The sequence below is a fragment of the Actinoplanes solisilvae genome (genome assembly GCF_003999975.1).
GTDB classification, from domain to species: domain Bacteria; phylum Actinomycetota; class Actinomycetes; order Mycobacteriales; family Micromonosporaceae; genus Actinoplanes; species Actinoplanes solisilvae.
The window spans coordinates 1-19,621 of sequence record NZ_RJAC01000035.1 but is presented as its reverse complement, the minus strand read 5'-3'; the positions used below and the strand labels follow the sequence as shown (position 1 = coordinate 19,621).

The 19,621-nt window shown below is 70.0% G+C and carries 20 protein-coding genes and 3 pseudogenes; 7 read left to right on the top strand and 16 right to left on the bottom strand.

The window, feature by feature from the left end; translation table 11 throughout:
- Window positions 1-12: 12 nt before the first annotated feature.
- A complete protein-coding gene (locus EER30_RS42655) occupies window positions 13-861 on the bottom strand; it encodes a MurR/RpiR family transcriptional regulator (RefSeq protein WP_127507885.1) in 849 nt (282 codons plus the stop codon).
- 101 nt (window positions 862-962) lie between these two features.
- Between EER30_RS42655 and EER30_RS42650 the strand changes: the two genes are divergently transcribed.
- The gene (locus EER30_RS42650) at window positions 963-2,594 is read left to right on the top strand and encodes an integrase (RefSeq protein WP_127507883.1); all 1,632 of its coding nucleotides are present in this window, start codon (window positions 963-965) and stop codon (window positions 2,592-2,594) included.
- Window positions 2,595-2,676: 82 nt separating this feature from the next.
- Here the strand turns inward: EER30_RS42650 and murQ are convergent, their stop codons facing one another.
- The 9 genes from murQ to EER30_RS42610 all read right to left on the bottom strand — a co-directional run bounded on the left by murQ (window position 2,677) and on the right by EER30_RS42610 (window position 10,736).
- On the bottom strand, window positions 2,677-3,576 hold the full coding sequence (gene murQ, locus EER30_RS42645; protein ID WP_127507881.1) for an N-acetylmuramic acid 6-phosphate etherase: 900 nt from the start codon (window positions 3,574-3,576) through the stop codon (window positions 2,677-2,679).
- 1 nt (window position 3,577) lies between these two features.
- Window positions 3,578-4,423, bottom strand: coding sequence for a MurR/RpiR family transcriptional regulator (locus tag EER30_RS42640; RefSeq protein WP_205650664.1), 846 nt, complete (start codon window positions 4,421-4,423; stop codon window positions 3,578-3,580).
- Window positions 4,420-5,589: an anhydro-N-acetylmuramic acid kinase gene (locus EER30_RS42635; protein ID WP_127507879.1), complete on the bottom strand. Its 1,170-nt coding sequence runs from the start codon at window positions 5,587-5,589 to the stop codon at window positions 4,420-4,422. Before EER30_RS42635 ends, EER30_RS42640 begins: the two co-directional genes overlap by 4 nt.
- Window positions 5,586-6,878 carry an MFS transporter gene (locus EER30_RS42630; protein ID WP_127507877.1) on the bottom strand — a complete coding sequence of 431 codons (1,293 nt, stop codon included), beginning with the start codon at window positions 6,876-6,878 and terminating at the stop codon, window positions 5,586-5,588. Before EER30_RS42630 ends, EER30_RS42635 begins: the two co-directional genes overlap by 4 nt.
- A 134-nt stretch (window positions 6,879-7,012) precedes the next feature.
- A complete protein-coding gene (locus EER30_RS47720) occupies window positions 7,013-7,183 on the bottom strand; it encodes a hypothetical protein (RefSeq protein WP_164842710.1) in 171 nt (56 codons plus the stop codon).
- Between the two features lie 55 nt (window positions 7,184-7,238).
- Complete coding sequence (rdgB, locus tag EER30_RS42625; protein ID WP_127507875.1) at window positions 7,239-7,853, bottom strand: RdgB/HAM1 family non-canonical purine NTP pyrophosphatase; 615 nt, start codon at window positions 7,851-7,853, stop codon at window positions 7,239-7,241.
- On the bottom strand, window positions 7,850-8,578 hold the full coding sequence (rph, locus tag EER30_RS42620) for a ribonuclease PH (RefSeq protein WP_127507873.1): 729 nt from the start codon (window positions 8,576-8,578) through the stop codon (window positions 7,850-7,852). Before rph ends, rdgB begins: the two co-directional genes overlap by 4 nt.
- 128 nt (window positions 8,579-8,706) lie before the next feature.
- Entirely contained in the window at window positions 8,707-9,918 is a 1,212-nt protein-coding gene (locus EER30_RS42615) for a glycosyltransferase (protein ID WP_127507872.1), read from the bottom strand.
- A gap of 71 nt (window positions 9,919-9,989) precedes the next feature.
- Complete coding sequence (locus EER30_RS42610) at window positions 9,990-10,736, bottom strand: MBL fold metallo-hydrolase (protein WP_127507870.1); 747 nt, start codon at window positions 10,734-10,736, stop codon at window positions 9,990-9,992.
- Window positions 10,737-10,997: 261 nt separating this feature from the next.
- Between EER30_RS42610 and EER30_RS42605 the strand changes: the two genes are divergently transcribed.
- Window positions 10,998-11,408 (top strand): hypothetical protein, encoded by a 411-nt coding sequence (locus tag EER30_RS42605; RefSeq protein ID WP_127507869.1) that lies wholly within the window; start codon window positions 10,998-11,000, stop codon window positions 11,406-11,408.
- Here the strand turns inward: EER30_RS42605 and EER30_RS42600 are convergent.
- From EER30_RS42600 to clpS, 5 genes and pseudogenes are all read right to left on the bottom strand, one after another.
- A complete protein-coding gene (locus EER30_RS42600; protein WP_127507867.1) occupies window positions 11,405-12,370 on the bottom strand; it encodes a PLP-dependent cysteine synthase family protein in 966 nt (321 codons plus the stop codon). The two genes, EER30_RS42605 and EER30_RS42600, sit on opposite strands and share 4 nt — an antisense overlap.
- A 4-nt stretch (window positions 12,371-12,374) precedes the next feature.
- Window positions 12,375-12,734 carry a MoaD/ThiS family protein gene (locus EER30_RS42595; protein WP_127507866.1) on the bottom strand — a complete coding sequence of 120 codons (360 nt, stop codon included), beginning with the start codon at window positions 12,732-12,734 and terminating at the stop codon, window positions 12,375-12,377.
- Between the two features lie 60 nt (window positions 12,735-12,794).
- Window positions 12,795-13,285: pseudogene (locus tag EER30_RS42590) on the bottom strand (M67 family metallopeptidase).
- Window positions 13,286-13,333: 48 nt separating this feature from the next.
- The gene (locus tag EER30_RS42585) at window positions 13,334-13,882 is read right to left on the bottom strand and encodes a DUF2017 domain-containing protein (RefSeq protein ID WP_432417598.1); all 549 of its coding nucleotides are present in this window, start codon (window positions 13,880-13,882) and stop codon (window positions 13,334-13,336) included.
- On the bottom strand, window positions 13,858-14,148 hold the full coding sequence (gene clpS / locus EER30_RS42580) for an ATP-dependent Clp protease adapter ClpS (protein WP_127507862.1): 291 nt from the start codon (window positions 14,146-14,148) through the stop codon (window positions 13,858-13,860). The genes EER30_RS42585 and clpS overlap by 25 nt, the downstream gene beginning before the upstream one ends.
- A 105-nt stretch (window positions 14,149-14,253) precedes the next feature.
- Here clpS and EER30_RS42575 point away from each other — a divergent pair, with 105 nt between their 5' ends.
- The 5 genes and pseudogenes from EER30_RS42575 (at window position 14,254) to EER30_RS42555 (ending at window position 18,797) form a co-directional block, all read left to right on the top strand.
- Window positions 14,254-15,543, top strand: a complete 1,290-nt coding sequence (locus tag EER30_RS42575; protein ID WP_127507860.1) for a nicotinate phosphoribosyltransferase — start codon at window positions 14,254-14,256, stop codon at window positions 15,541-15,543.
- On the top strand, window positions 15,540-16,118 hold the full coding sequence (locus EER30_RS42570; RefSeq protein WP_127507858.1) for an isochorismatase family protein: 579 nt from the start codon (window positions 15,540-15,542) through the stop codon (window positions 16,116-16,118). The genes EER30_RS42575 and EER30_RS42570 overlap by 4 nt, the downstream gene beginning before the upstream one ends.
- A gap of 49 nt (window positions 16,119-16,167) precedes the next feature.
- A pseudogene (locus EER30_RS42565) lies at window positions 16,168-17,379 on the top strand (MFS transporter); the annotation flags it as partial.
- A gap of 519 nt (window positions 17,380-17,898) precedes the next feature.
- Window positions 17,899-18,219 carry a DMT family transporter gene (locus EER30_RS42560; protein ID WP_127507856.1) on the top strand — a complete coding sequence of 107 codons (321 nt, stop codon included), beginning with the start codon at window positions 17,899-17,901 and terminating at the stop codon, window positions 18,217-18,219.
- A gap of 77 nt (window positions 18,220-18,296) precedes the next feature.
- The gene (locus EER30_RS42555) at window positions 18,297-18,797 is read left to right on the top strand and encodes a TetR/AcrR family transcriptional regulator (RefSeq protein ID WP_240670673.1); all 501 of its coding nucleotides are present in this window, start codon (window positions 18,297-18,299) and stop codon (window positions 18,795-18,797) included.
- Between the two features lie 491 nt (window positions 18,798-19,288).
- Here the strand turns inward: EER30_RS42555 and EER30_RS42550 are convergent.
- Window positions 19,289-19,621, bottom strand: a pseudogene (locus tag EER30_RS42550) (aa3-type cytochrome oxidase subunit I); the annotation flags it as partial.

Below are 19,621 nucleotides of genomic sequence, written 5' to 3'. Positions count from 1 at the left end.
TTCCTCACAGTCTCACAGCTGAAAAATGTGCCGGCGGGAGGCCGTGGCCTCGAACTCCTCCAACCGGCGCTGCACCGGTTCGGGGTCGGCGTCGCACATCGCCTGCAGCAGCACCATGGCCATCGCCATCGGGCCGGTGTGCAGGTCGAACACCAGCCGGGTGCCGACCGCGGCGGGCAGCACGACGTCGGCCAGCTCGGCGACCGGGCTGACCGCCGAATCGGTGATGGCGACCACCGCGTACCCGAGGGCCTTGGCCTCTCGCAAGGCTTCGAGCGACTCCCGCGGATAGCGCGGCAGCACCATCGCCAGCATCGCACCGGCCCCGGCCGTGCGCGCCTGATCGAGCCGGTCGAGCAGGTTGGTGCCGCCCGCGTCGAGCACCCGGACATCGGGGTGGATCTTCCCTGCGAAGTATCCGAAATATCCGGCCAGCGGGGCGGCCGACCGCAGCCCGAGCACCGGCAGCGGCCGGCTGTTGACGAGCAGATCGGCGGCCCGGCAGACGTCGTCGAGCCGCGTCAGCTGATCCCGGAGCCGCCCGAGATGCTCGGCCTCGGCCGCCACGGCGAGCTGCATCGCGTTGTGATCGCCCACGTGGGTGCCGTCGCCGGCGGCGGTCAGCTCCCGCAACACCCGCCGCAGCGCGGGATAGCCCTCGTACCCCAGCGCGATCGCGAACCGCGTGACCGACGGCTGGCTGACCCCGGCCAGGTCGGCGACCTCGGCCGCCGACAGGTAGGCGGCTTTCTGGGCGTGCTCGACCAGACAGTGAGCGATCCGGCGCTGGGTCGGCGTCAGCCGCGCCCCGGCGAACAGGTCCAGCACCCGATCGCCCACCCTGACCACTCTGTCATTCACGCGATCAGACTATGCATGAAATCTTTCAGCGCGCTAGAGCCTCCACGAATGGCACACTTTGTCACTGGCAACGGGGCTTGACCCTTGTCTACTGTGCACGGGTGAACCCCCTCAGCGCATCAAATGCCTATGACAGCCACGTTCGCGCTCGAATGATCGACTTCTTCACTCTTGGTGGAATCTCCTGGCCACGACGGTTGTGGGACATCGGATCCCTGCTCGGCCTGGAGGAGCTGCTGGAGGCTAGTTCGTGGGCTCGGCACCGCGTGCTGTCTCAAGCCGCCGTCGACTGGCAACGACACCAGTTGATGAAGATCATCGGTCCCGATGTCGGGCTCGGCAGCAGGGACCTCCGTGCCGAGTTGACCTCGCTGCTCAGCAAGCCGCTACCCGATCCCAGCCCAGCACACCGTCGACTGCGGGAGGTGATCGAGCATGCCCGAGGCGGCTACCTGAAGCGCTGGATGGCTGCGGCCGACCTTCCGCAGGATCAGCGTCCGAAACCGGAACGGCTCGCCCGCGTGGTCGCGGCGCACCTGCTCGACCTGGGCTACGACCCGAGCCATCTAGCGAAATGGATCGGACGACTCAACCGCAACCAGGCGAGCGCCCGAGACGTCCTCGAGGGCGCCTTGACGCTCGACTCGACCGACCCCCGGGAATTCACCGTTCTCGCGACCCTGGACGTCGCACCCCGGCAGGAGGAGGCGCAAAGGCATCAGGCCTGGGTCTCGGGTCGCGAAATCGTGAGTTGGCTCAGGCAACGGAACCACTCGGTCATCGGCATACGCGCTAACGATGGGTTTCTTCTCAAAGTGACCGCGCGAGATCCCTTCCATGCCGCCGGCCAGGTCCGCGAACTCGTCGAACGCATGGTCGCCCGGTCCTCCTTCATGTCCGGAAACCAGATCGGGATTCGGCCTGGGTCTCACCTCTGGGTGGATGGGCATCCCGACCCGATTCCGTTCGTAACTCCGGCCCGAAGCGCCGACGTGTTGTCGCTGGTGAATGGCGGACATCTCTATGAGTTCGACGGGCGGAGCACCCTGTTTGACGACGCCTTGGAGTTGGCCGCACCGGTGAATCGTGGTTCGGTTGCCCCGGCGGTCGCGGGCGCATGGGCTGCCGTCGAGTCGCTCCTGTCCCATCCGGACGACCCCGCCGAGACGGAGCGTTCGGGCAAGGCTGTCGCCGCCGACCGTCTGGCCGGCATCGTCGCCTGCTCGTGGCCCCGTGCGGAACTGACCAAGCTCGCCCACCGCCATCGACCTGCGGTCCCCGACGCCCTCGCCACCGTGTTGGAATCATGCACCTCGAACCAGCATCGTGCGGCCGCGGTGGCAGCGGCACTAGCCGCCGGAGAAATGGTGGAACCGATCGACGGGTTTTGGCGCAACGCTGACATGGCAGCGGTGCACCGGATGCGGAGCTTGGTCTCCAACCCTCGAAACGAACTTGGCGCCGCGGTCACCGCCTTCCGGATCGCCATGCGGAGGCTCTACCGAACGCGCAATATCGTCCTGCACGGCGGCTCGACCCAGGGTGTCGCGTTGAACGCCGCCCTACGCATCGCCGCTCCCCTGATCGGCGCCGGGTTCGACCGGATGACTCATGCCATGCTGAACGAAGGGCTTACTCCCCTCGACCTCGCGGCACGCGCGGAGGTGTCCCTGGCATTGGTCGGAGGCGAAACCGGCCTGACCGTTGTCGATCTTCTGGAACCGCGTCGGTGACGATCGAAACCCAGATAGCAAAGGGGCCCCGGCCAACGATGTTGGCGGGAGCCCCTGTCTATGCACGCGACTATACCAGGCTTCAGTGGGAGACGGCGGCGCGAACATTTCCGTTCGTGGCTTCCAGCAGGTCTCGGGCGCCGGCGGCGGAGGTGTCGAGCAGCAGGGAGACGATGGCGGTCTTCGCGTTGCCGTTGGCCTCGGTGAGCGCCCGCGCGGCCGTGTCGAGGTCGACGTCGGCGGCCTCGGCGACGATGCGCTGGGCCCGGTTGACCAGCTTGGCGTTGGTGGGGCGTACGTCGACCATCAGGTTCGAATAGACCTTGCCCGTGCGCACCATGCTCGCCGTGGTCAGCATGTTGCAGACCAGCTTCGTCGCCGTGCCGGCCTTGAGCCGCGTCGAGCCGGTCAGCACCTCGGGGCCGGTCACGACCTCGATCGCCACGTCGGCCAGGGCGCTGATCGCCGCGTCCCGGTTGCAGGAGACCGCGACGGTCGCCGCACCGACGAGCCGGGCATGGCGCAGACCCCCCATCACGTACGGGGTCCGCCCGCTCGCGGCCAGCCCGACCACCACGTCACGCTCCCCGATCCCGGCCGCCGCGAGTTCCCGGACGGCCAGCTCGGGGTCGTCCTCCGCGCCTTCGACCGCCCGCGTAAAGGCACGTTCTCCGCCGGCGATCAACCCCAGCACCTCGCCCGGCTCGGTGCCGAAGGTCGGCGGGATCTCCACCGCGTCGAGCAGCCCGAGCCGCCCGCTGGTGCCTGCTCCCAGGTAGACGAGCCGGCCACCGGCCCGGCGCGCCGCGGTGATCAGCTCGACGGCCGCGGCGATCCGCGGCAGCGCTTCGCGGACGGCCGAGGCGACCTTGGCGTCCTCGTCGTTCATGACCTCGACGATCCGCAGGGCCGGGAGCGTGTCCAGGTCGAGGGTCCGCGGGTTGCGGGCCTCGGTCGTCAGGGTGCCGAGGTTCTCGAGCATGTCAGCGTCCTTCGCGCAGGCTGTCGTACGTGCGCCGGAGCGCGTCGCGGGCGCCCGGCAGAAGTTGGGCGACCCGGGCGAACAGGGCGTCCCCGGCGAGGAGTTGCCCGGTGCGGCTGGCCATCGCGGCGGGCCGGAAACCGAACTCGCGCCCGGCCGTGAGCAGAACGTGGGTCGACGTCTCGGCCAGCGGGGAGCGCGGCATGCCGGTGACGGCGACGGTCACCGCGCCCCGCTCGGCGGCCAGGCGCAGCGGGGCCAGCGTGCCCGCGCTCTCGCCACCGTGTGAGATGCCGATGGCCACGTCGTCGGGGCGGGCGAGGGCGGCGTCGGGCAGGGCCGTGTCGATGTCGTGGTGGCTCTGGGCGAGCACACCGAGGCGGCCGAGCTTGCCGGCCAGGTCGCGAGCGGCGATGCCCGAACCACCGACGCCGTAGACGACCACGCGGCGGGCCGCGGTGATCGCGCGGGCCGCGGCCTCGAGCTGGCCGGCGTCGAGCAGCTCGGCGGTCTCCTGAAGCTGGCGGGCCTCGAAGTCGGCCAGCTTGCGGATGACGGTCCCCGCGTCGTCGGTCATGTCGACATCGGCGTCGACCCACAGCGAAGGTTCCACGGGCAGAGCGGCCAGCGCGAGCCGCAGTTGCGGGTAGCCCTCATAGCCGAGCGCGCGTGCCACCCGTACGACGCTGGATGGGCTTGTGTCGACGCGGCCGGCGAGCTGGTGGACGGTGAGCTGGGCCGCCGCGGCCGGGTCGCGTTCGAGCTCGGCGACGATCTGCCGGCCGGCCGGGCTCAGCGTCGGCAGCACCGCACGGAGGCGGGCGCGCAGGTCGTGCGGGGTGGTCACGATGCCTCGATTCGCAGCCGGGCAGGGGCTGCGGGCAGCGTAGACGGCACCGGAGCCAGTCCCGGGACGACCGTGCCGAGCACGCGCGGGCCGCGGGCGCCGGTGCACGACGGCACCGAGCCGGGGTAGCCCTCGACGGTCAGCAGCCCGAGCACCGCGAACGCGATGGATTCCTTGGCCGCGGAGGGCAGGCCCAGCTCGTCGGAGACGCGGACGCGGGCGGCGGGCAGCTCCTCGGCGATCATCGCGACCAGGGCGGGGTTGCGGGTGCCGCCGCCGGAGAGGATGACGTCGGTGGCGCGGTCGCCGATCGCCTCGGCGACCGTGCGGGCGGTCAGGCGGGTGAGTGTGGCGACGACGTCCTCGGTCGAGAGCTCTTCGAAACCGGCGAGTTGCTTGTCGACGTACTCGCCGTGGAAAAGCTCTTTGCCCGTGGTCTTGGGAGCGGGCAGGCGATAGTACGGCTCGTCGAGCAGGCGGGCGAGCAGCGCCTCGTTCTCGTGACCGAGCAGGGCGCGGGTGCCGTTGGTGTCGAACGTGGACCGGCCGTCCGTGCGCGCGGTGACGAACGCGTCGATCAGTGCGTTGGCCGGTCCGGTGTCGAAGGCGATCGGGTCGCGATCGGGGGTGACGATCGTGGCGTTGGCGATGCCGCCGAGGTTGACCGCCGCCGCCCGTGAGGCGCCCAGACCGCGCAGCCACATCACGTCGAACGCGCTGACCAGCGGCGCGCCCTGGCCCCCGGCGGCCACGTCACGAGAGCGCAGATCGGCGACGACGGTGGTGCCGGTATGTTCGGCGATCCAGGCGGGCTGACCGATCTGGAGCGTGCCCCGCACGATGTTGCCCTCGACCCAGTGATAGACGGTCTGGCCGTGCGAGACGATCAGGTCGGCGTGCCCGCCGCAGAGCTCGTCGATCGCGCGGGCGGCCGCTCCGGCGAAGGCCTGGCCGATCCCGGTGTCGAGGCGGCACACGTCGGCGAAGGTCGTACTCGCGGGCGGCAGCGCACCGACGAGCAGATCATCCAGTTCCTTCGGGTACGAGGTGCTGACCATCCCGAGGAAGCGGAGCACCAGTTCGTCGCCGTTCGCGGTCGCCTCGACGGCGGCGGCGTCGATCGCGTCGTGCGAGGTGCCGGACATGAGGCCGACGATCGTGGTCATGACAGCTCCTTGCCGCGGTTGTCGGTGCGCAGCGTCGCGATCGCCACGGCGCTGACGACGCAGGTGGCCATGACGTAGTAGGCCGGGACGTCGATGTTGCCGGTGCTCTTGATCAGCGACGTGATGATCAGGCCCGCCGAGCCGGAGAAGACCGCGTTCGACAGCGAATAGGCCAGGCCCAGCCCGGTGTAGCGCACGTTCGTCGGGAACATCTCGGCCAGCATCGCGGGACCGGGACCGGCGATGAGCCCCACCACGAAGCCCGCGGCGAAGACGGCGGCCGACTTGGCCCCGAGCCCGGCCGACTCGTCCTGCAGCACGTTGAGCAGGGGCAGCGCCAGGATCGTGATGAGCACGACGCCGGAGAGCATCACCCAGCGGCGGCCGACGCGGTCGGAGAGCCACCCGGCGGGCAGGATCGCCAGGGCGAAGCCGGCGTTGGCGACGACGGTCGCGACCAGCGCCTGGTGGAACGTCGCGTGCAGGCTGCTCTGCAGGTAGGACGGGATGACGACCAGGAACGTGTAACCGGCGGCCGACCAGCCCATCAGCCGCGCGACGCCCAGCGCGATGGCCCGGGCCGTCTCGCCCACGCTCGCCTTGGCGACCTCGGCGGGCGCGGCGGCTTGGAACGCCGGGGTCTCCTCGAGCCGCGAGCGCAGGATCAGGGCGATCACGCCGAGCGGCGCCGCGAGCAGGAAGGCGATCCGCCAGCCCCACGACTCGAGCGCGCTCTCGCTCATCAGAGAGGCGAGGATCGCGGAGGTGCCGGCCCCGGCGAGCAGGCCGACGGCGACGGTGAACGACTGCCACGCGCCGTAGAGCCCGCGACGGCCAGGCGGGGCGAACTCGGTCATCACGGACACCGCCCCGCCGAACTCGCCACCGGCGGACAGGCCTTGCACGATGCGGACCAGGGTCAGGATGATCGGCGCGGCCAGCCCGATCGAGGCGTACGTCGGGAGCAGGCCGATCAGAGCCGTCGCGCCGGACATGGTGGCGAGCACGGCGACCAGGACGGGCTTGCGTCCGATGCGGTCGCCGAGACGGCCGAAGAGCCAGGCGCCGACCGGGCGGAAGAAGAAACCGATGGCGAACGACGCGTACGTGGCGATCAGCGACTCGAACGACGACTGGTCACCGGTGCTGAAGAACCGGGCGGCGATGATCGTGGCGAAGAAGCCGTAAACCCCGAACTCGTACCACTCGATGAAGTTGCCGACCGACCCGGCCACGATCGCGCGACGCCGGGCGTCCGCTCGTGGCGGCTGTATCGCGGTTGCGGACATCGTCGTCCTCCGTCCAACACGGTACTAAGTTTCATCAGACGGTAGTCCGTGCGGCAAATAATGCCAAGGCAGGGTCGCGCGGATATGAAAAAGGCCCCGTCGGTCACGACGGGGCCGGCTTCGGATCAGCGGGATCAGGCGGCGGAGCTCGACGCCCAGGGGCAGTCGTCGGCCGGGGCTTGAAGAACGACGTACGTCGCGGTGTCAGGGACGGCGCTGCCGGAGGTCACCGGCCCGCTCGCGAAGACCACGGACAGCCCGACCAGCACTGTGGCCGCGAGAAGCGCGGCGAACCGAAGCTGCATGAGAGTTCCCCCAGACGATTTCGGTGTGCCATACCCCCATGTCGACTGTTCAAGCCTAACCGGTCACCTCGCGCGCGATGACCTTCGAGAGCTCACGGAAGGCCTTGCCCCGGTGACTGATCGCGTCTTTCTCGGCCGGGGACAGCTCGGCGTTGGTGCGGGACTGACCGTCGCCGAGGAAGATCGGGTCGTAGCCGAAGCCCCCGTCGCCTCGCCGCGCGCGCAGGATGCGGCCCGCCTGCCGGCCCTCGACCAGGTGCTCGCGACCGTTGGGCAGCACGAGCGCCGCGGCACAGACGAACGCACCGCCGCGCTGTCCGTCGGCCACGTCGGAGATCTGGGCCAGCACCAGGTCGAGGTTGGCGTCGTCGTTGCCGTGAGCGCCGGACCAGCGCGCGCTGAACACGCCCGGCATGCCGTTGAGCGCGTCGACGGCGAGGCCCGAGTCGTCGGCCACGGTCGGCAGGCCCGTGCGCTTGGCACCCTCGCGGGCCTTGATCAGCGCGTTTTCGCCGAAGGTCAGGCCCGTCTCGGGCACGTCGGGGTAGCCCTCGAACTCGGCCAGGCCGACCAGCGCGATGCGGTTGGCCCCGAGCGACACGTCGAGAATGCGCTGGAGCTCGACCAGCTTCTTCTTGTTCGCAGTGGCGAGCAGCAGCCTCGCGCTCACGCGGCCAGCGCCTTCGCCTGGGCGGCGGCGAGGTCGGCGCACCCGGCCAGAGCCAGGTCGAGCAGGGAATCCATCTGGTCGCGGCGGAAGACGCCGTTCTCACCCGTGCCCTGCACCTCGACGAAGTCACCCTCGCCGGTGCACACCACGTTCATGTCGACCTCGGCGGCGACGTCTTCGACGTAGTTGAGGTCGAGGCGGGGCTCGCCCTCGATGATGCCGACGCTGACCGCCTGGATCGACCGGTGCATGACCTTGTCGACCTTGCCGGCCAGGGACTTGCGCTCGGCCAGCCAGCCCACCGCGTCGTGCAGCGCCACGTAGGCGCCGGTGATCGCGGCCGTGCGGGTGCCACCGTCGGCCTGCAGCACGTCGCAGTCGAGAACGACCGAGTTCTCACCGAGGGCCTTGAGGTCGATGCAGGCGCGCAGGCTGCGGCCGATCAGGCGGGAGATCTCCTGGGTGCGGCCGCCGACCTTGCCCTTGACGCTCTCACGGTCGCCCCGGGTGTTGGTGGCCCGCGGGAGCATGGCGTATTCGGCGGTGACCCAGCCGAGGCCGGAGCCCTTGCGCCAGCGGGGCACGCCCTCGGTCACGCTTGCAGTGCAGAGCACTCGCGTGTTGCCGAACTCGACGAGCACCGACCCTTCGGGGTGGATGCTCCAGTGGCGGGTGAGGGTGACCGGTCGCAACTGGTCGGCCGAGCGGCCGTCGGGGCGTGCCATGCCTGAACCTTATTAGGCGCCGGGCGGAACCGCCGCGCAGGCCCCACCACCTGTGGATAACCGCGCTTCCGGGATGACCGCGCTCTGTGGATAACCGCGCCGCGGACACCCCCGCCGCGTGGTTGGTCTCAGCCGAACCAGCCGGTCGGGGCGTCCGACGGCAGCGCCGGGCGCGGAACGGCCGGGCGCAGCTTGGCCGCGGGAGCGGATCGCTGCTGCCGGGCGGCCAGCGCGGCCTCGGGCAGTGCGCCGTGCGCTCGCAGGAATCCGTCGACCGCCTGCGGCCAGCCGAAATGCTCGGCACGGGCCCGCGCGGCCTCGCGGCGCTCGACCTCGGGACGCTCCATCAGGTCTCGAACGCCGGCGGCGAAGGCCTCGGGGACGCCGCGGACGGCCACGCCGGCGTCGCCCACCACCTCGGGCAGGGCGCTCGACTCGTTGACGACGACCGGGGTTCCGCAGGCGAGCGCTTCGAGGGCGGCCAGGCCGAATGTCTCGACCGGGCCGGGGGCGAGCACCACGTCAGCGCTGGCGAGCAGGGCGGCCACGGCGGCACGGTCGGAGATGTGCCCGGCGAAGCGGACGGGCAGCCGGGCTGCGCGATAGGCCAGCGCGGCCCGCCGTACGCCGTCTCCGGCCACGGCGAGAACGGCGGGCACCTTGTCGTTGCGCAGCGCCGCTATCGTGTCCACGGCGAGCTCAGGGCGCTTCACGCCGGAAAGCCTGCTGCAGAACACGACGAGCAGTTCGCCGGGCCGGGCATAGCGGTTGCGCACCCCCGGGTCGGCGTGGCGGGGGTGGAACGCGTCGAGGTCGACGCCGAGCGGCACCTCGGTCAGGTTGGGCACGCCCAGCCGGCGGAACTCGGCGGCGGCGAAGGAGGTGGTGCAGATGATCTGGTCGAAATACTCGGCCGTGCGCAGGTTGAACTTGTCGGCCAGCGAGTCGCGCTTGGGCATGCCCCAGACACCGAGCAGGCCGGCCAGGCTCTCGTGCGAGACCATCACCGAGCCGACGCCACGCTGGCGGGCCCAGTTGCCGGTCCAGCGCAGGGTGGTGCGGTCGGAGACCTCGAGGCGGTCGGGCTCCAGGTCGTCGAGGAGCTTGGTGAGTTCGCGGCGACCAGCCATGACGCGATAACCACCGGTGCGCGGCAACTGGGCGGCCGGCAGGGTGATGACGCGGCCCTGCGAGGTCCTCTTGTCGGAGCGCTCACGCCCGGGAACGATCAGCACCGCTTCGTGGCCGGCGCGCTGATAGCCCTCGCCGAGGTTCCGGAGCGCGGTCCGCAGGCCACCCGTATGGGTCGTCACAAAGTTGGCCAGGCGAACGATGCGCATGCAACAACTCCAAGATCACGATCCGCTGGTGCTCTCGCGCTCGGGCCGAACTCATCGCCCCGGCCCCGGGCCTAGAGATCGTAACGGGCACCCGGGCGCACGACCTCAACCGGTCCCGCAAACGCGGCCACGGCGGCATCCACAATAGAGGCCTCCGAGACCCACGCGGGCACGAGATGGGTCAGCAAGAGCTTCCCGACATCGGCCTTGGTCGCTGCCTCGCCCGCTTCGCCGCCGGTAAGGTGCAGGCCAGGCGGGTTGTCGGCGCCATCGAGGTAACTAGCCTCACACAGGAACAGGTCGGCTCCGGCGGCCAGCCGCAACAGCGGTTCGCACGGCGCCGTGTCCGAGGAGTAGGCGATCACTCGCCCAGCGTGCTCAATGCGTACGCCATAGGTCTCGATCGGATGGTTGACCCGATCGACGGTGATCGAGAAGGGACCGATCGGGAACGTGCCCGGCTGCAGGCCGTAGAACGAGTAGACGTCGTCGATGGTCTCGCTGTCCTGGCTGTAGGCCGAGGAAATGCGCTCGGCCGCCCCGAGCGGCGCGTAGACCGGCACCGGGGCGAGCGGGCCGGACGGGTCGTATCGACGAACCACGATGTAGGTGCAGGCGTCCAGCATGTGGTCGCAGTGCAGATGGGTCAGGATGATGGCGTCGATCTTGTTCATGTCGGAGTAGCGCTGCAACGCGGACAGCGAACCCGAGCCGAAGTCGATCAGCAGCCGGAAGCCCTCAGCCTCGACGAGATAGGCGGAACAAGCCGACTCGGGGCCGGGAAAACTGCCGGCGCAGCCGAGAACGGTCAGTCGCATGCGGGTCCCTCTGGCTCACGCTGGGTCGAACACGCCCCGCCCGACCGGTCCGTGCTGAAGTCTGCAGACCAGTCAATCACGGAGCGAAGCGTACGCCGGGACCTGCGCGCGATGTAAACGTCTGATCGATTTGTCGCCAAATCGACAACGTACATCACACCGCTCGTGACCTCGGCCATTAGCGCAATTCCCGTTACGTCCGGTGAGTCGTTTGCGTTGCACAAAGTGAGGACTTCTGAGGACGGAACAGACGGAGGCAGCGTGACCACGGTCGAGAGGACCCGCACCACGCACACCGAGGCGGCGGAGATCATGCCGTTCGGTGGCTGGGAGAGTACACCGGCGCGGAACGGGCTCGACGACCACGAGACGCTCTTCCGTTTCCCGGCCCCCGATGATCCCGCCCCGAGCACCGCGCGCCTGCTCACGATGGCCGGCGGCGCGGCACTGCTGGGTTTCGGCGCGGTCGGCGTGGGCCTGCGCGCGTTCGTCACCGTGGTCGGCGGAGCGCCCTTCTGGTACGTGCCGGCGCTCGCTCTATTCGGATTGCTGAGCGTCGTTCTTACGGTCGGCGCGTTCCTGTCGATCCACCGCCCGGTTCTACCGTGGCTGCTGCTTGTCTGCGCACTCGGGCCGCTCACAGTCGACATTCTGATAGCGGCCACTTATTAGGCCCAGAGCTGACCCTCGAGGGCTTCCTCGGCATCGTTCAGGGTGCCGCCGTAGGCGCCCGTCGAAAGGTATTTCCAGCCGCCGTCGGCGATCACGAAGGCGACATCGGCTGGTTGACCGGCCTTGACCGCCTCGTGCGCCACGGCGAGCGCGGCGTGCAGGATCGCGCCGCTGGAGAAGCCCGCGAAAATGCCCTCGACCTCGACCAGCTGGCGGGTGCGCAGCACGGCGTCGCGGGTGCCCACCGAGAAACGCCGGTCGAGCACCGACGCGTCGTACAGCTCGGGCACATAGCCCTCGTCGATGTTGCGCAGGCCGTAGACGATCTCGCCGTAGCGCGGCTCGGCCGCGATGATGCGGATGCCCTCGACCTTCTCCTTGAGGAAGCGGCCGGTGCCCATCAGCGTGCCGGTGGTGCCCAGGCCGGCCACGAAATGGGTGATCGTGGGCAGGTCGTGCAGCAGCTCAGGACCGGTGGTCTCATAGTGCGCGCGGGCGTTCGCCGGGTTGCCGTACTGGTAGAGCATCTTCCAGTCGGGGTGCTCGGCGGCGATCTGCTTGGCCGTGGCGACGGCCTGATTGGACCCGCCCGCGGCCGGCGAGAAGAGGATCTCGGCGCCGTACATGCGCAGCATCTGAACCCGCTCGGCCGACACGTTCTCGGGCATCACGCAGACCAGGCGGTAACCGCGCAGCTTGGCCACCATGGCCAGGGCGATGCCGGTGTTGCCGCTGGTCGGCTCGAGGATCGTGTCACCCGCGCGCAGGTGGCCCGACTCCTCGGCCTCGCGCACCATGAAGAGCGCGGCGCGGTCCTTGATGCTGCCGGTCGGGTTGCGGTCTTCCAGTTTCGCCCAGAGCCGCACCGGCGGTGCCCCTTCGGGCACCGTCGGCGAGAGCCGGGGCAGACCGACGAGCGGCGTGCCCCCGCAGGCATCCAGAAGGCTCTCGAAGCGAGCCATATGGCTAGCCCTCAGTCGAGTTGGAGGCGGTGGCGAGGCGGTTGGACGGGTGACGCCCGAGTAGCGCGGCGGCCGCCGCGAAGCCCAGGGCACCGCCGGCCACAGCCGGCAGGATGGTGATCGAGTCACCGTCGCTGAGCTTGGCGTCGAGCGCGCCGAGGAAGCGGACGTCCTCGTCGTTGACGTAGATGTTGACGAACCGATGCAGGCCGCCCTCGGGGGTGATCAGCCGCCCCTTGAGGCCATTGTGCTTGGCGTCCAGGTCGTCGATCAGCGCGCTCAGCGAGTCGCCGGCACCCTCGACGATCTTGGCGCCGCCGGTGTAGCTGCGCAGGATGGTGGGGATGCGAACTTCGATAGCCATGGCGGTGAATGCTCCAAAGAAGGAAGGTCGAACTGAGGGCAGGGTCTTTTTTGAATGTCCTCAGCGACACTCGTAGAAGACCGACACGGGGCTCTGCCCGAACATGTACGACTGCACAGCGCTCGCCATCACGCGTCCACCGTCGCATCCACGATGTTGATCTCTTCCTCGGTCACTACGCCGTCCACTATGCGGAACGATCGAATCTCTTCCGAGTCGCTCTCGCGCGTGGACACGAGCAGATAGTGGGCCCCGGGCTCCCCCGCGAACGAGATGTCGGTGCGCGACGGGTAAGCCTCGGTGGCCGTGTGCGAGTGGTAAATGACCACCGGCTCTTCGTCGTTGTCGTCCATCTCGCGCCACACCCGCAGCTGCTCCATGGAGTCGAACTCGTAGAACGTCATCGAACGGGCCGCGTTGTCCATCGGGATGAGCCGGGCCGGCAGGTCACTGCCGATCGGGCCCGCGACGACGCCACAGGCCTCGTCGGGGTGGTCCCGGCGGGCGTGGGCGACGATCGCGTCGACGATCGCGCTGTCGATGGTCAGCACGTCGTTCACATTACCGTGAGAATCCGCCGCGTCCGCGTGTGGCCGCTCTCACTCGATATCGGGCAGCGCGTTGAGCAGGGATTCCTGCAGATACCCCAGGTAGGCGTACACGCTGAGCTGGAAGACCCGGCTCGAGCCGGGATCGTGCAGCACGGCCGCGTCGAGCTCGGCGCTCAGGTCGGTGTCGGCCTCGATGTCAAGCCGGGTGCCCATCGCGAGCCGCGCGTCGTTGATGGCGCGCAGCCAGGCCTCGGCCGCCTCGCCGTCGAGCCGCACCTCGCCCTCACCCTCGTCGGGCAGCGCCGCCAGGATCGCGCCGGCTTGATCGATCTTGCCGGTTTTCAGCTCCCCCTCGGTGTAGAGGCGGAACTCGGCCGAGTCGTCGGGCCGATCGGGATAGATGTCGGGGAAGAGGCGGCTGACGACCGGATCAGTGTGATCCATGCCATCGGTCAGCAGGCCGACCACCTCGCCGGCGACCTTGCGCAGCACGCGCACCTCGTCGACCGCGAACATGGCCACGCACTGGCTGCCGTTGCGTCGGAACATCTGCCCTCTCCCACCGGTGTTCTTCAGTCCCGGTCCACGGTCGCCCAGAGACCGTATCCGTGCAGCTGGTTGGCGTCCATCTCCATACGCTCGCGCGCGCCGGAGCTCACCACCGCCTTGCCCTTGTTGTGCACATCGAGCATCAGCGCCTCGGCCTTCTCCTTCGAAAATCCGAAAATCTTCTGAAAGACCCAGGTCACGTACGACATGAGGTTGACCGGATCATCCCAGACGATCGTCACCCACGGCCGGTCGTCAGCGGGGGCCTCCTCGATTTGTGGGCTCTCGTAGGGAGCGACCTGTGGCAGCGCCATGCCCCCCATGTTGCCACCGGTTTTGCCGCATCGGTGAACCGGAACGCCGATCCGCAGGTCAGGACGCGGTTCGTAAGGGGCCGCCCGGCGCAATAGGGTGGTTGCGTGCACACCTTCGCCCCCGCGCTGATGACCGATCAGTACGAGCTGACGATGGTCAGCGCCGCCCTGCGGGACGGCACGGCCGACCGGCGCTGCGTTTTCGAGGTCTTCGCCCGGCGTCTGCCCGGCGGCCGGCGCTACGGCGTGGTGGCCGGGCCGGGCCGTCTGATCGACCTGATCCGCGACTTCCGCTTCGGCGAAGCCGAGATCAAATTCCTGCGTGACGCGGGCATCGTCGACGAGACGACCGCCTCCTGGCTGGCCGATTACCGGTTCACCGGCGACATCGACGGGTACGCCGAGGGTGAGCTCTTCTTCCCGGGCTCCCCGATCATGACGGTCAGCGGCACCTTCGCCGAGTGCGTCGTGCTCGAGACACTGATCCTCTCGGTGCTCAACCACGACTGCGCGGTGGCGGCGGGCGCGGCCCGCATGGTCACCGCGGCCCGCGGCCGGCCGATCATCGAGATGGGCTCGCGGCGCACCCATGAGGACTCCGCGATCGCCGCCGCCCGGGCCGCCTACCTCGCCGGCTTCGCGTCCACCTCGAACCTCGCGGCGGGCGCCCGCTACGGCATCCCGACGACCGGCACCTCGGCGCACGCGTTCACGCTGCTGCACGACGACGAACCGGCCGCGTTCGCCTCCCAGGTGGCCGCGCTGGGCAAGAACACGACGCTGCTGGTCGACACCTACGACATCGGCCAGGGCATCCGCAACGCGATCGCGGTGGCCGGGCCCGACCTGCGCGCCGTCCGCATCGACTCGGGCGACCTGTCGGTGCTGGCGCAACACTCGCGCGAGCTGCTCGACTCGCTCGGCGCCACCGAGACCAAGATCGTCGTCTCCGGCGACATGGACGAGTACGCGATCGCCACCCTCGCCGCCGAGCCGGTCGACATGTACGGCGCGGGCACAGCCGTGGTCACCGGCTCGGGCGCGCCGACGGCGGGCCTGGTCTACAAGCTCGTCGAAGTCGAGGGGCGCCCGGTCGTCAAGCGCTCGGAGAACAAGGCGACAGTCGGCGGGCGCAAGACGGCCGTACGCCGTCACAAGCCCACGGGCACGGCGACCGAAGAGATCATCGTCTCCCAGGGCGTGCCCGATCACGCCGCCAACGACCGTCTGCTCCAGCGGTCGTTCATCGTCGGCGGCAAGCCCGTCGACACGCCGACGCTGCAGGAGTCGCGGGAACACCTGCGCCAGTGCCTGATCTCGATACCCTGGGAGGGTCTCAAGCTGTCGGCCGGCGACCCGGCCATCCCCGTCACGATCGTGGGTGTTGTTGCGTGACCAGAGCGCTGATCATCGTCGACGTACAGAACGACTTCTGCGAGGGCGGTTCCCTGGCGGTCACCGGGGGCGCCGCCGTCGCCGCGGGCATCTCGCTGGTGCTCGACAAGGCCGGCGCCCGGTGGGACCACGTCGTCGCCACCAAGGACTGGCACATCGATCCGGGTGCCCACTTCAGCGACCACCCCGACTACCGCGACAGCTGGCCGGCCCACTGCGTCGTCGGCTCGACCGGCGCCGACTTCCACCCCGAGCTGGCCACCGCACGCATCGAGGCGGTCTTCCACAAGGGCGAGCACAAGGCGGCATACTCGGGTTTCGAGGGCCACACCGACGACGGTGAGACCCTGGCCGCCTGGCTTCGCGCCCGCGACGTGACCGAGGTCGAGCTGGTCGGCATCGCGACAGACCATTGCGTACGGGCCACCGCGCTGGACGCGAAGGCCGAAGGCTTCGCCACCACCGTGCTGCTCGAGCTCACGGCGGGCGTGTCCGCCGCGACGACGGCCGCCGCGCTCGAAGAACTTGCGTCGGCAGCGATCGAGACCACAGGAGAGCCGGTCGTCTCGACGTAGTTTTTGTCGGACCCCCAGGGCAGGATGGGCCCCGGAGGTCAGGAACGACATGCTGCTCAAGCCTTACCGCGAGACCCTAGCGCTGCCCGGCATCACCTCGCTGCTGCTGGTGGCGACGCTGGCCCGCATCCCGATCGCGGGTGGTGCCGTCGTGCTCACCCTGCACGTCGTCAACGACCTGGGCCGCGGCTACGGCGCCGCCGGCCTGATCGGCGCGGCGTTCACGATCGGCGGTTCGGTCGGCGCTCCGGTGATGGGCCGCCTGATCGACCGGCGCGGGCTTCGCCTGGTGCTCGTCCTCACCACCGTCGCCGAGGTGATCTTCTGGACGGCGGCGCAGGCCGTGTCGTTCCCGGTGCTGCTCGCCATGGCCCTGCTCGGCGGTTTCCTGGCCCTGCCGGCGTTCTCGGTGGCCCGTCAATCGATCAGCGCCCTGACCCCCGAGGCCCAGCGCCTGCCCGCGTTCGCCCTCGACTCGATCTCCACCGAGATCTCGTTCATGGCCGGCCCCGCGCTCGGCGTCCTGATCGCCACGACGGCCGGCGGCCGCTGGGCGATGCTCGCGATCGGCGCCGGCATCCTCGTCTCCGGCGTGGGCCTGTGGCGGCTCAACCCGCCCGTGCGGGCCGCCCACGAGGCGCCCATCACCGCGGGCGAGCGCGTGCCCCGGCGCAGCTGGCTCAGTCCGCGCTTCGTCGCCGTGCTGCTCGTGACGACAGCCGCCACCCTGGTCCTCTCCGGCACCGATGTCACGGTCGTGGCCGTCCTGCGCGAGAACGGCGAGCTCGGCTGGGCCGGCCTGGTGATGACGCTGTGGGCGTTCTACTCGCTGCTCGGCGGGTTCGCCTACGGCTCGGCCCACCGCAGGCTGCCGCCGGTCGTCCTGCTCATCCCGCTGGCCGGCGCCACGATGCTGGTCAGCCTGGGCGGTGCTCACTGGTGGCTGCTGGCGCTGCTGCTGATCCCGGCGGGCGCCCTCTGCGCCCCGCTGATCACCGCCACCGCCGACGCGATCAGCCGCATGATCCCGGCCGCCGCCCGCGGCGAGGCGATGGGCCTGCACAACTCGGCCCTCACGGTCGGCGTGGCCCTCGGCGGCCCGCTGGCCGGCTTCGCCGCCGACCAGTTCTCCCCGCCGTGGGGCTTCGTCACCGTCGGCGGCGCCGGCATCCTCATCGCCCTCCTGGTCCTCCCCACCGAGCTACGCCGCCGCCGCGCCGCCGCCCGCACCCCCATCGACGCGGAGCCTGCCCCCACCCACCTCGGCACAGCGGCCGCCTCCACCTCGATCGGCGCAGAAGCCACCGCTACCAACCCCGGCACAGCGGCCCTCTCCACCCTCACCACCACCGCCTTCGGCACAGAAGCCCTGCCCACCCCCGAACCCACCGTCGGCGAGCCCTCCCTCCCCGCCGCCGCCATCGCAGCGTCAACAACGACCGAGCTGACCACAACAGACCGAGCCGCTGTCCCCCACCAGCCCAACCCCAGCGGCCACTCAAAAGCCCCCGGCTCTACCCCCACTACAGACAGTGGCCCTCTCCCCGCAGGCCGCCCCTGAGCCTCTGTCTCTGCCCTTGCCTTCTCCCCAGCCCCTGCCTTCTGCCCCTGCCTCTGGTTCTGGCTCTGGTTCTGACTCCTGCCGGTGGCCCCTAGCCCTGGCCCCAGCCCGCTCCCAGCCGAATCCCAGCAACGCGTGACCAACGTCACCGGCTCCCCTGTTCGGCGCGACTTGTACGTTCGTACTTGTACGTCCGTACAAGTCCTGGGGAGGACGGCCGTGGCCTACGTGTTCTTGCTGGTTGCCATCGCCGCGGAGGTTCTGGCGACGAGTCTGCTGAAATCGACCGACGGGTTTTCGCGGCTCTGGCCGACTGTCGCGTGCCTGGCCGGATATGTCGTGTCGTTCGCCGCGCTCGCGGTCTGCGTGCGGGACTTGCCGGTCGGCGTCGTCTATGCCGTCTGGTCCGCTCTCGGGACGGCCGCGATCGTCGCCATCGGCGCGGTCTTCCTCGGCGAGCCGCTCACCACAGCCAAGGTCGTCGGCGTCAGCCTGATCATCGCCGGAGTGGTGACCGTGAACCTGGGTGGTGCCCATTGAGCGGTCCGGCCCACGCCGGCGCCTCGGCGGGGCGGCGGCCTCAACGGAGTCGTGATCCCGAGGCGCGTCGCCGTGCATTGGCCACGGCCGCGCTGGAGGTGATCTCGGAGGTCGGGATCAGCCGGACCACCCACCGGGCTGTGGCCGCGCGGGCGGGGCTGCCGCTGGGGGCAACCACCTATTACTTCCCCACGCTCGATGATCTGATCACGGCCGGCTTGCGGTTGGCGGCGGCCGATCTCCGGTCCGATTTCGAAGCCTGGGCCGACCGTCTCCGCGCACCCTCGGACGTCCCGGCCGTCGTGGCCGCCCTTATCGCCGAATACCTCACCGACCGTCAGCGCGCCCAGCTCGAATGCGAACTCTACGTAGCCGCCGGCCGCGACAAGGCCTTACGGCCGCTGGCAATGGCTTGGCTCGACGGCATGCGCGACCTGCTCGAGCCGCGCCTCGGCCCGGCCGCCACCCGCGACCTGGTCGCCTTCTTCGACGGCGTGACGCTCCAGGCCTTGATCACCGGCCACGAGGTCGACGTGGAGGCCCTGACCGCAACGATCCGCCGCCTGACCGCCCCCTGATCCCCTGACCCACCCAAGATCCTCTCAACGCGCCAAACCACACTCACCGCCGCTGGAGGGCCTGGTTGGAACAGCGGGCCGCCGCGGGGGCGGATTGAACGGACGAGCGAGGCGGCGCGGGGCGAACGGGCGGTGGCGGAAGGAACGGGCCGGGCAGGGCCGGGCCGGGCCGGGCCGGGCAGAGCCGGGACGGGCCGGGCCGGGCAGAGCCGGGACGGGCCGGGCAGAGCCGGGACGGGGACGAGCCGGGCCGGGCAGAGCCGGGACGGGGACGAGCCGGGCAGGCCGGGCGGCCGGGCAGGCAAGACGAGCGGGGCGGGCCGGGACAGGCAAGACGGGCGCAAAGGCGGGCCGCGGGAATGGGTCTCAAAGGATTGACCGCGCCGGTTGGCTGAAGCTGTGATGCGAAGGCCGGGCCCAAGGAGCGAGTTCTTCGGGAACGGTAACGGCCCGCTCTCCGGGAGGGAGAACGGGCCGTTTTCGTCAAGCGGTCAGGAGCGGTTCGTGCCGGTGTCTTCCGAGTAGGTCGCCCCGCCGTCGGACTCTCGGGTCAGCGGGCGGGCGCCGCCCTCCGGCGGACCGGCGATGGACTGCTCGCCGGCGGCCAGTTCGGGGAACTTCGCGTCGAAGGCCGGGCGCTCGGAGCGGATGCGCGGCATCTTGTCGAAGTTGCGCAGCGGCGGCGGGGACGACGTCGCCCACTCGAGCGAGTTGCCGTGGCCCCACGGGTCGTCGACCGTGACGAGCTGACCGACCTTGTACGACTTCCACACGTTGTAGATGAACGGCAGCGTCGACAGGCCGAGCACGAACGAGCCCAGCGT

Excerpts from the sequence above, each read along its gene's own strand:
- murQ (WP_127507881.1), bottom strand. The coding sequence starts at position 3,576 with ATGCTCGAGAACCTCGGCACCCTGACGACCGAGGCCCGCAACCCGCGG.
- EER30_RS42635 (WP_127507879.1), bottom strand. The coding sequence starts at position 5,589 with ATGACCACGATCGTCGGCCTCATGTCCGGCACCTCGCACGACGCGATC.
- EER30_RS42630 (WP_127507877.1), bottom strand. The coding sequence starts at position 6,878 with ATGTCCGCAACCGCGATACAGCCGCCACGAGCGGACGCCCGGCGTCGC.
- EER30_RS47720 (WP_164842710.1), bottom strand. The coding sequence starts at position 7,183 with ATGCAGCTTCGGTTCGCCGCGCTTCTCGCGGCCACAGTGCTGGTCGGG.
- rph (WP_127507873.1), bottom strand. The coding sequence starts at position 8,578 with ATGGCACGCCCCGACGGCCGCTCGGCCGACCAGTTGCGACCGGTCACC.
- EER30_RS42615 (WP_127507872.1), bottom strand. The coding sequence starts at position 9,918 with ATGCGCATCGTTCGCCTGGCCAACTTTGTGACGACCCATACGGGTGGC.
- EER30_RS42610 (WP_127507870.1), bottom strand. The coding sequence starts at position 10,736 with ATGCGACTGACCGTTCTCGGCTGCGCCGGCAGTTTTCCCGGCCCCGAG.
- EER30_RS42600 (WP_127507867.1), bottom strand. The coding sequence starts at position 12,370 with ATGGCTCGCTTCGAGAGCCTTCTGGATGCCTGCGGGGGCACGCCGCTC.
- EER30_RS42595 (WP_127507866.1), bottom strand. The coding sequence starts at position 12,734 with ATGGCTATCGAAGTTCGCATCCCCACCATCCTGCGCAGCTACACCGGC.
- clpS (WP_127507862.1), bottom strand. The coding sequence starts at position 14,148 with ATGGCGCTGCCACAGGTCGCTCCCTACGAGAGCCCACAAATCGAGGAG.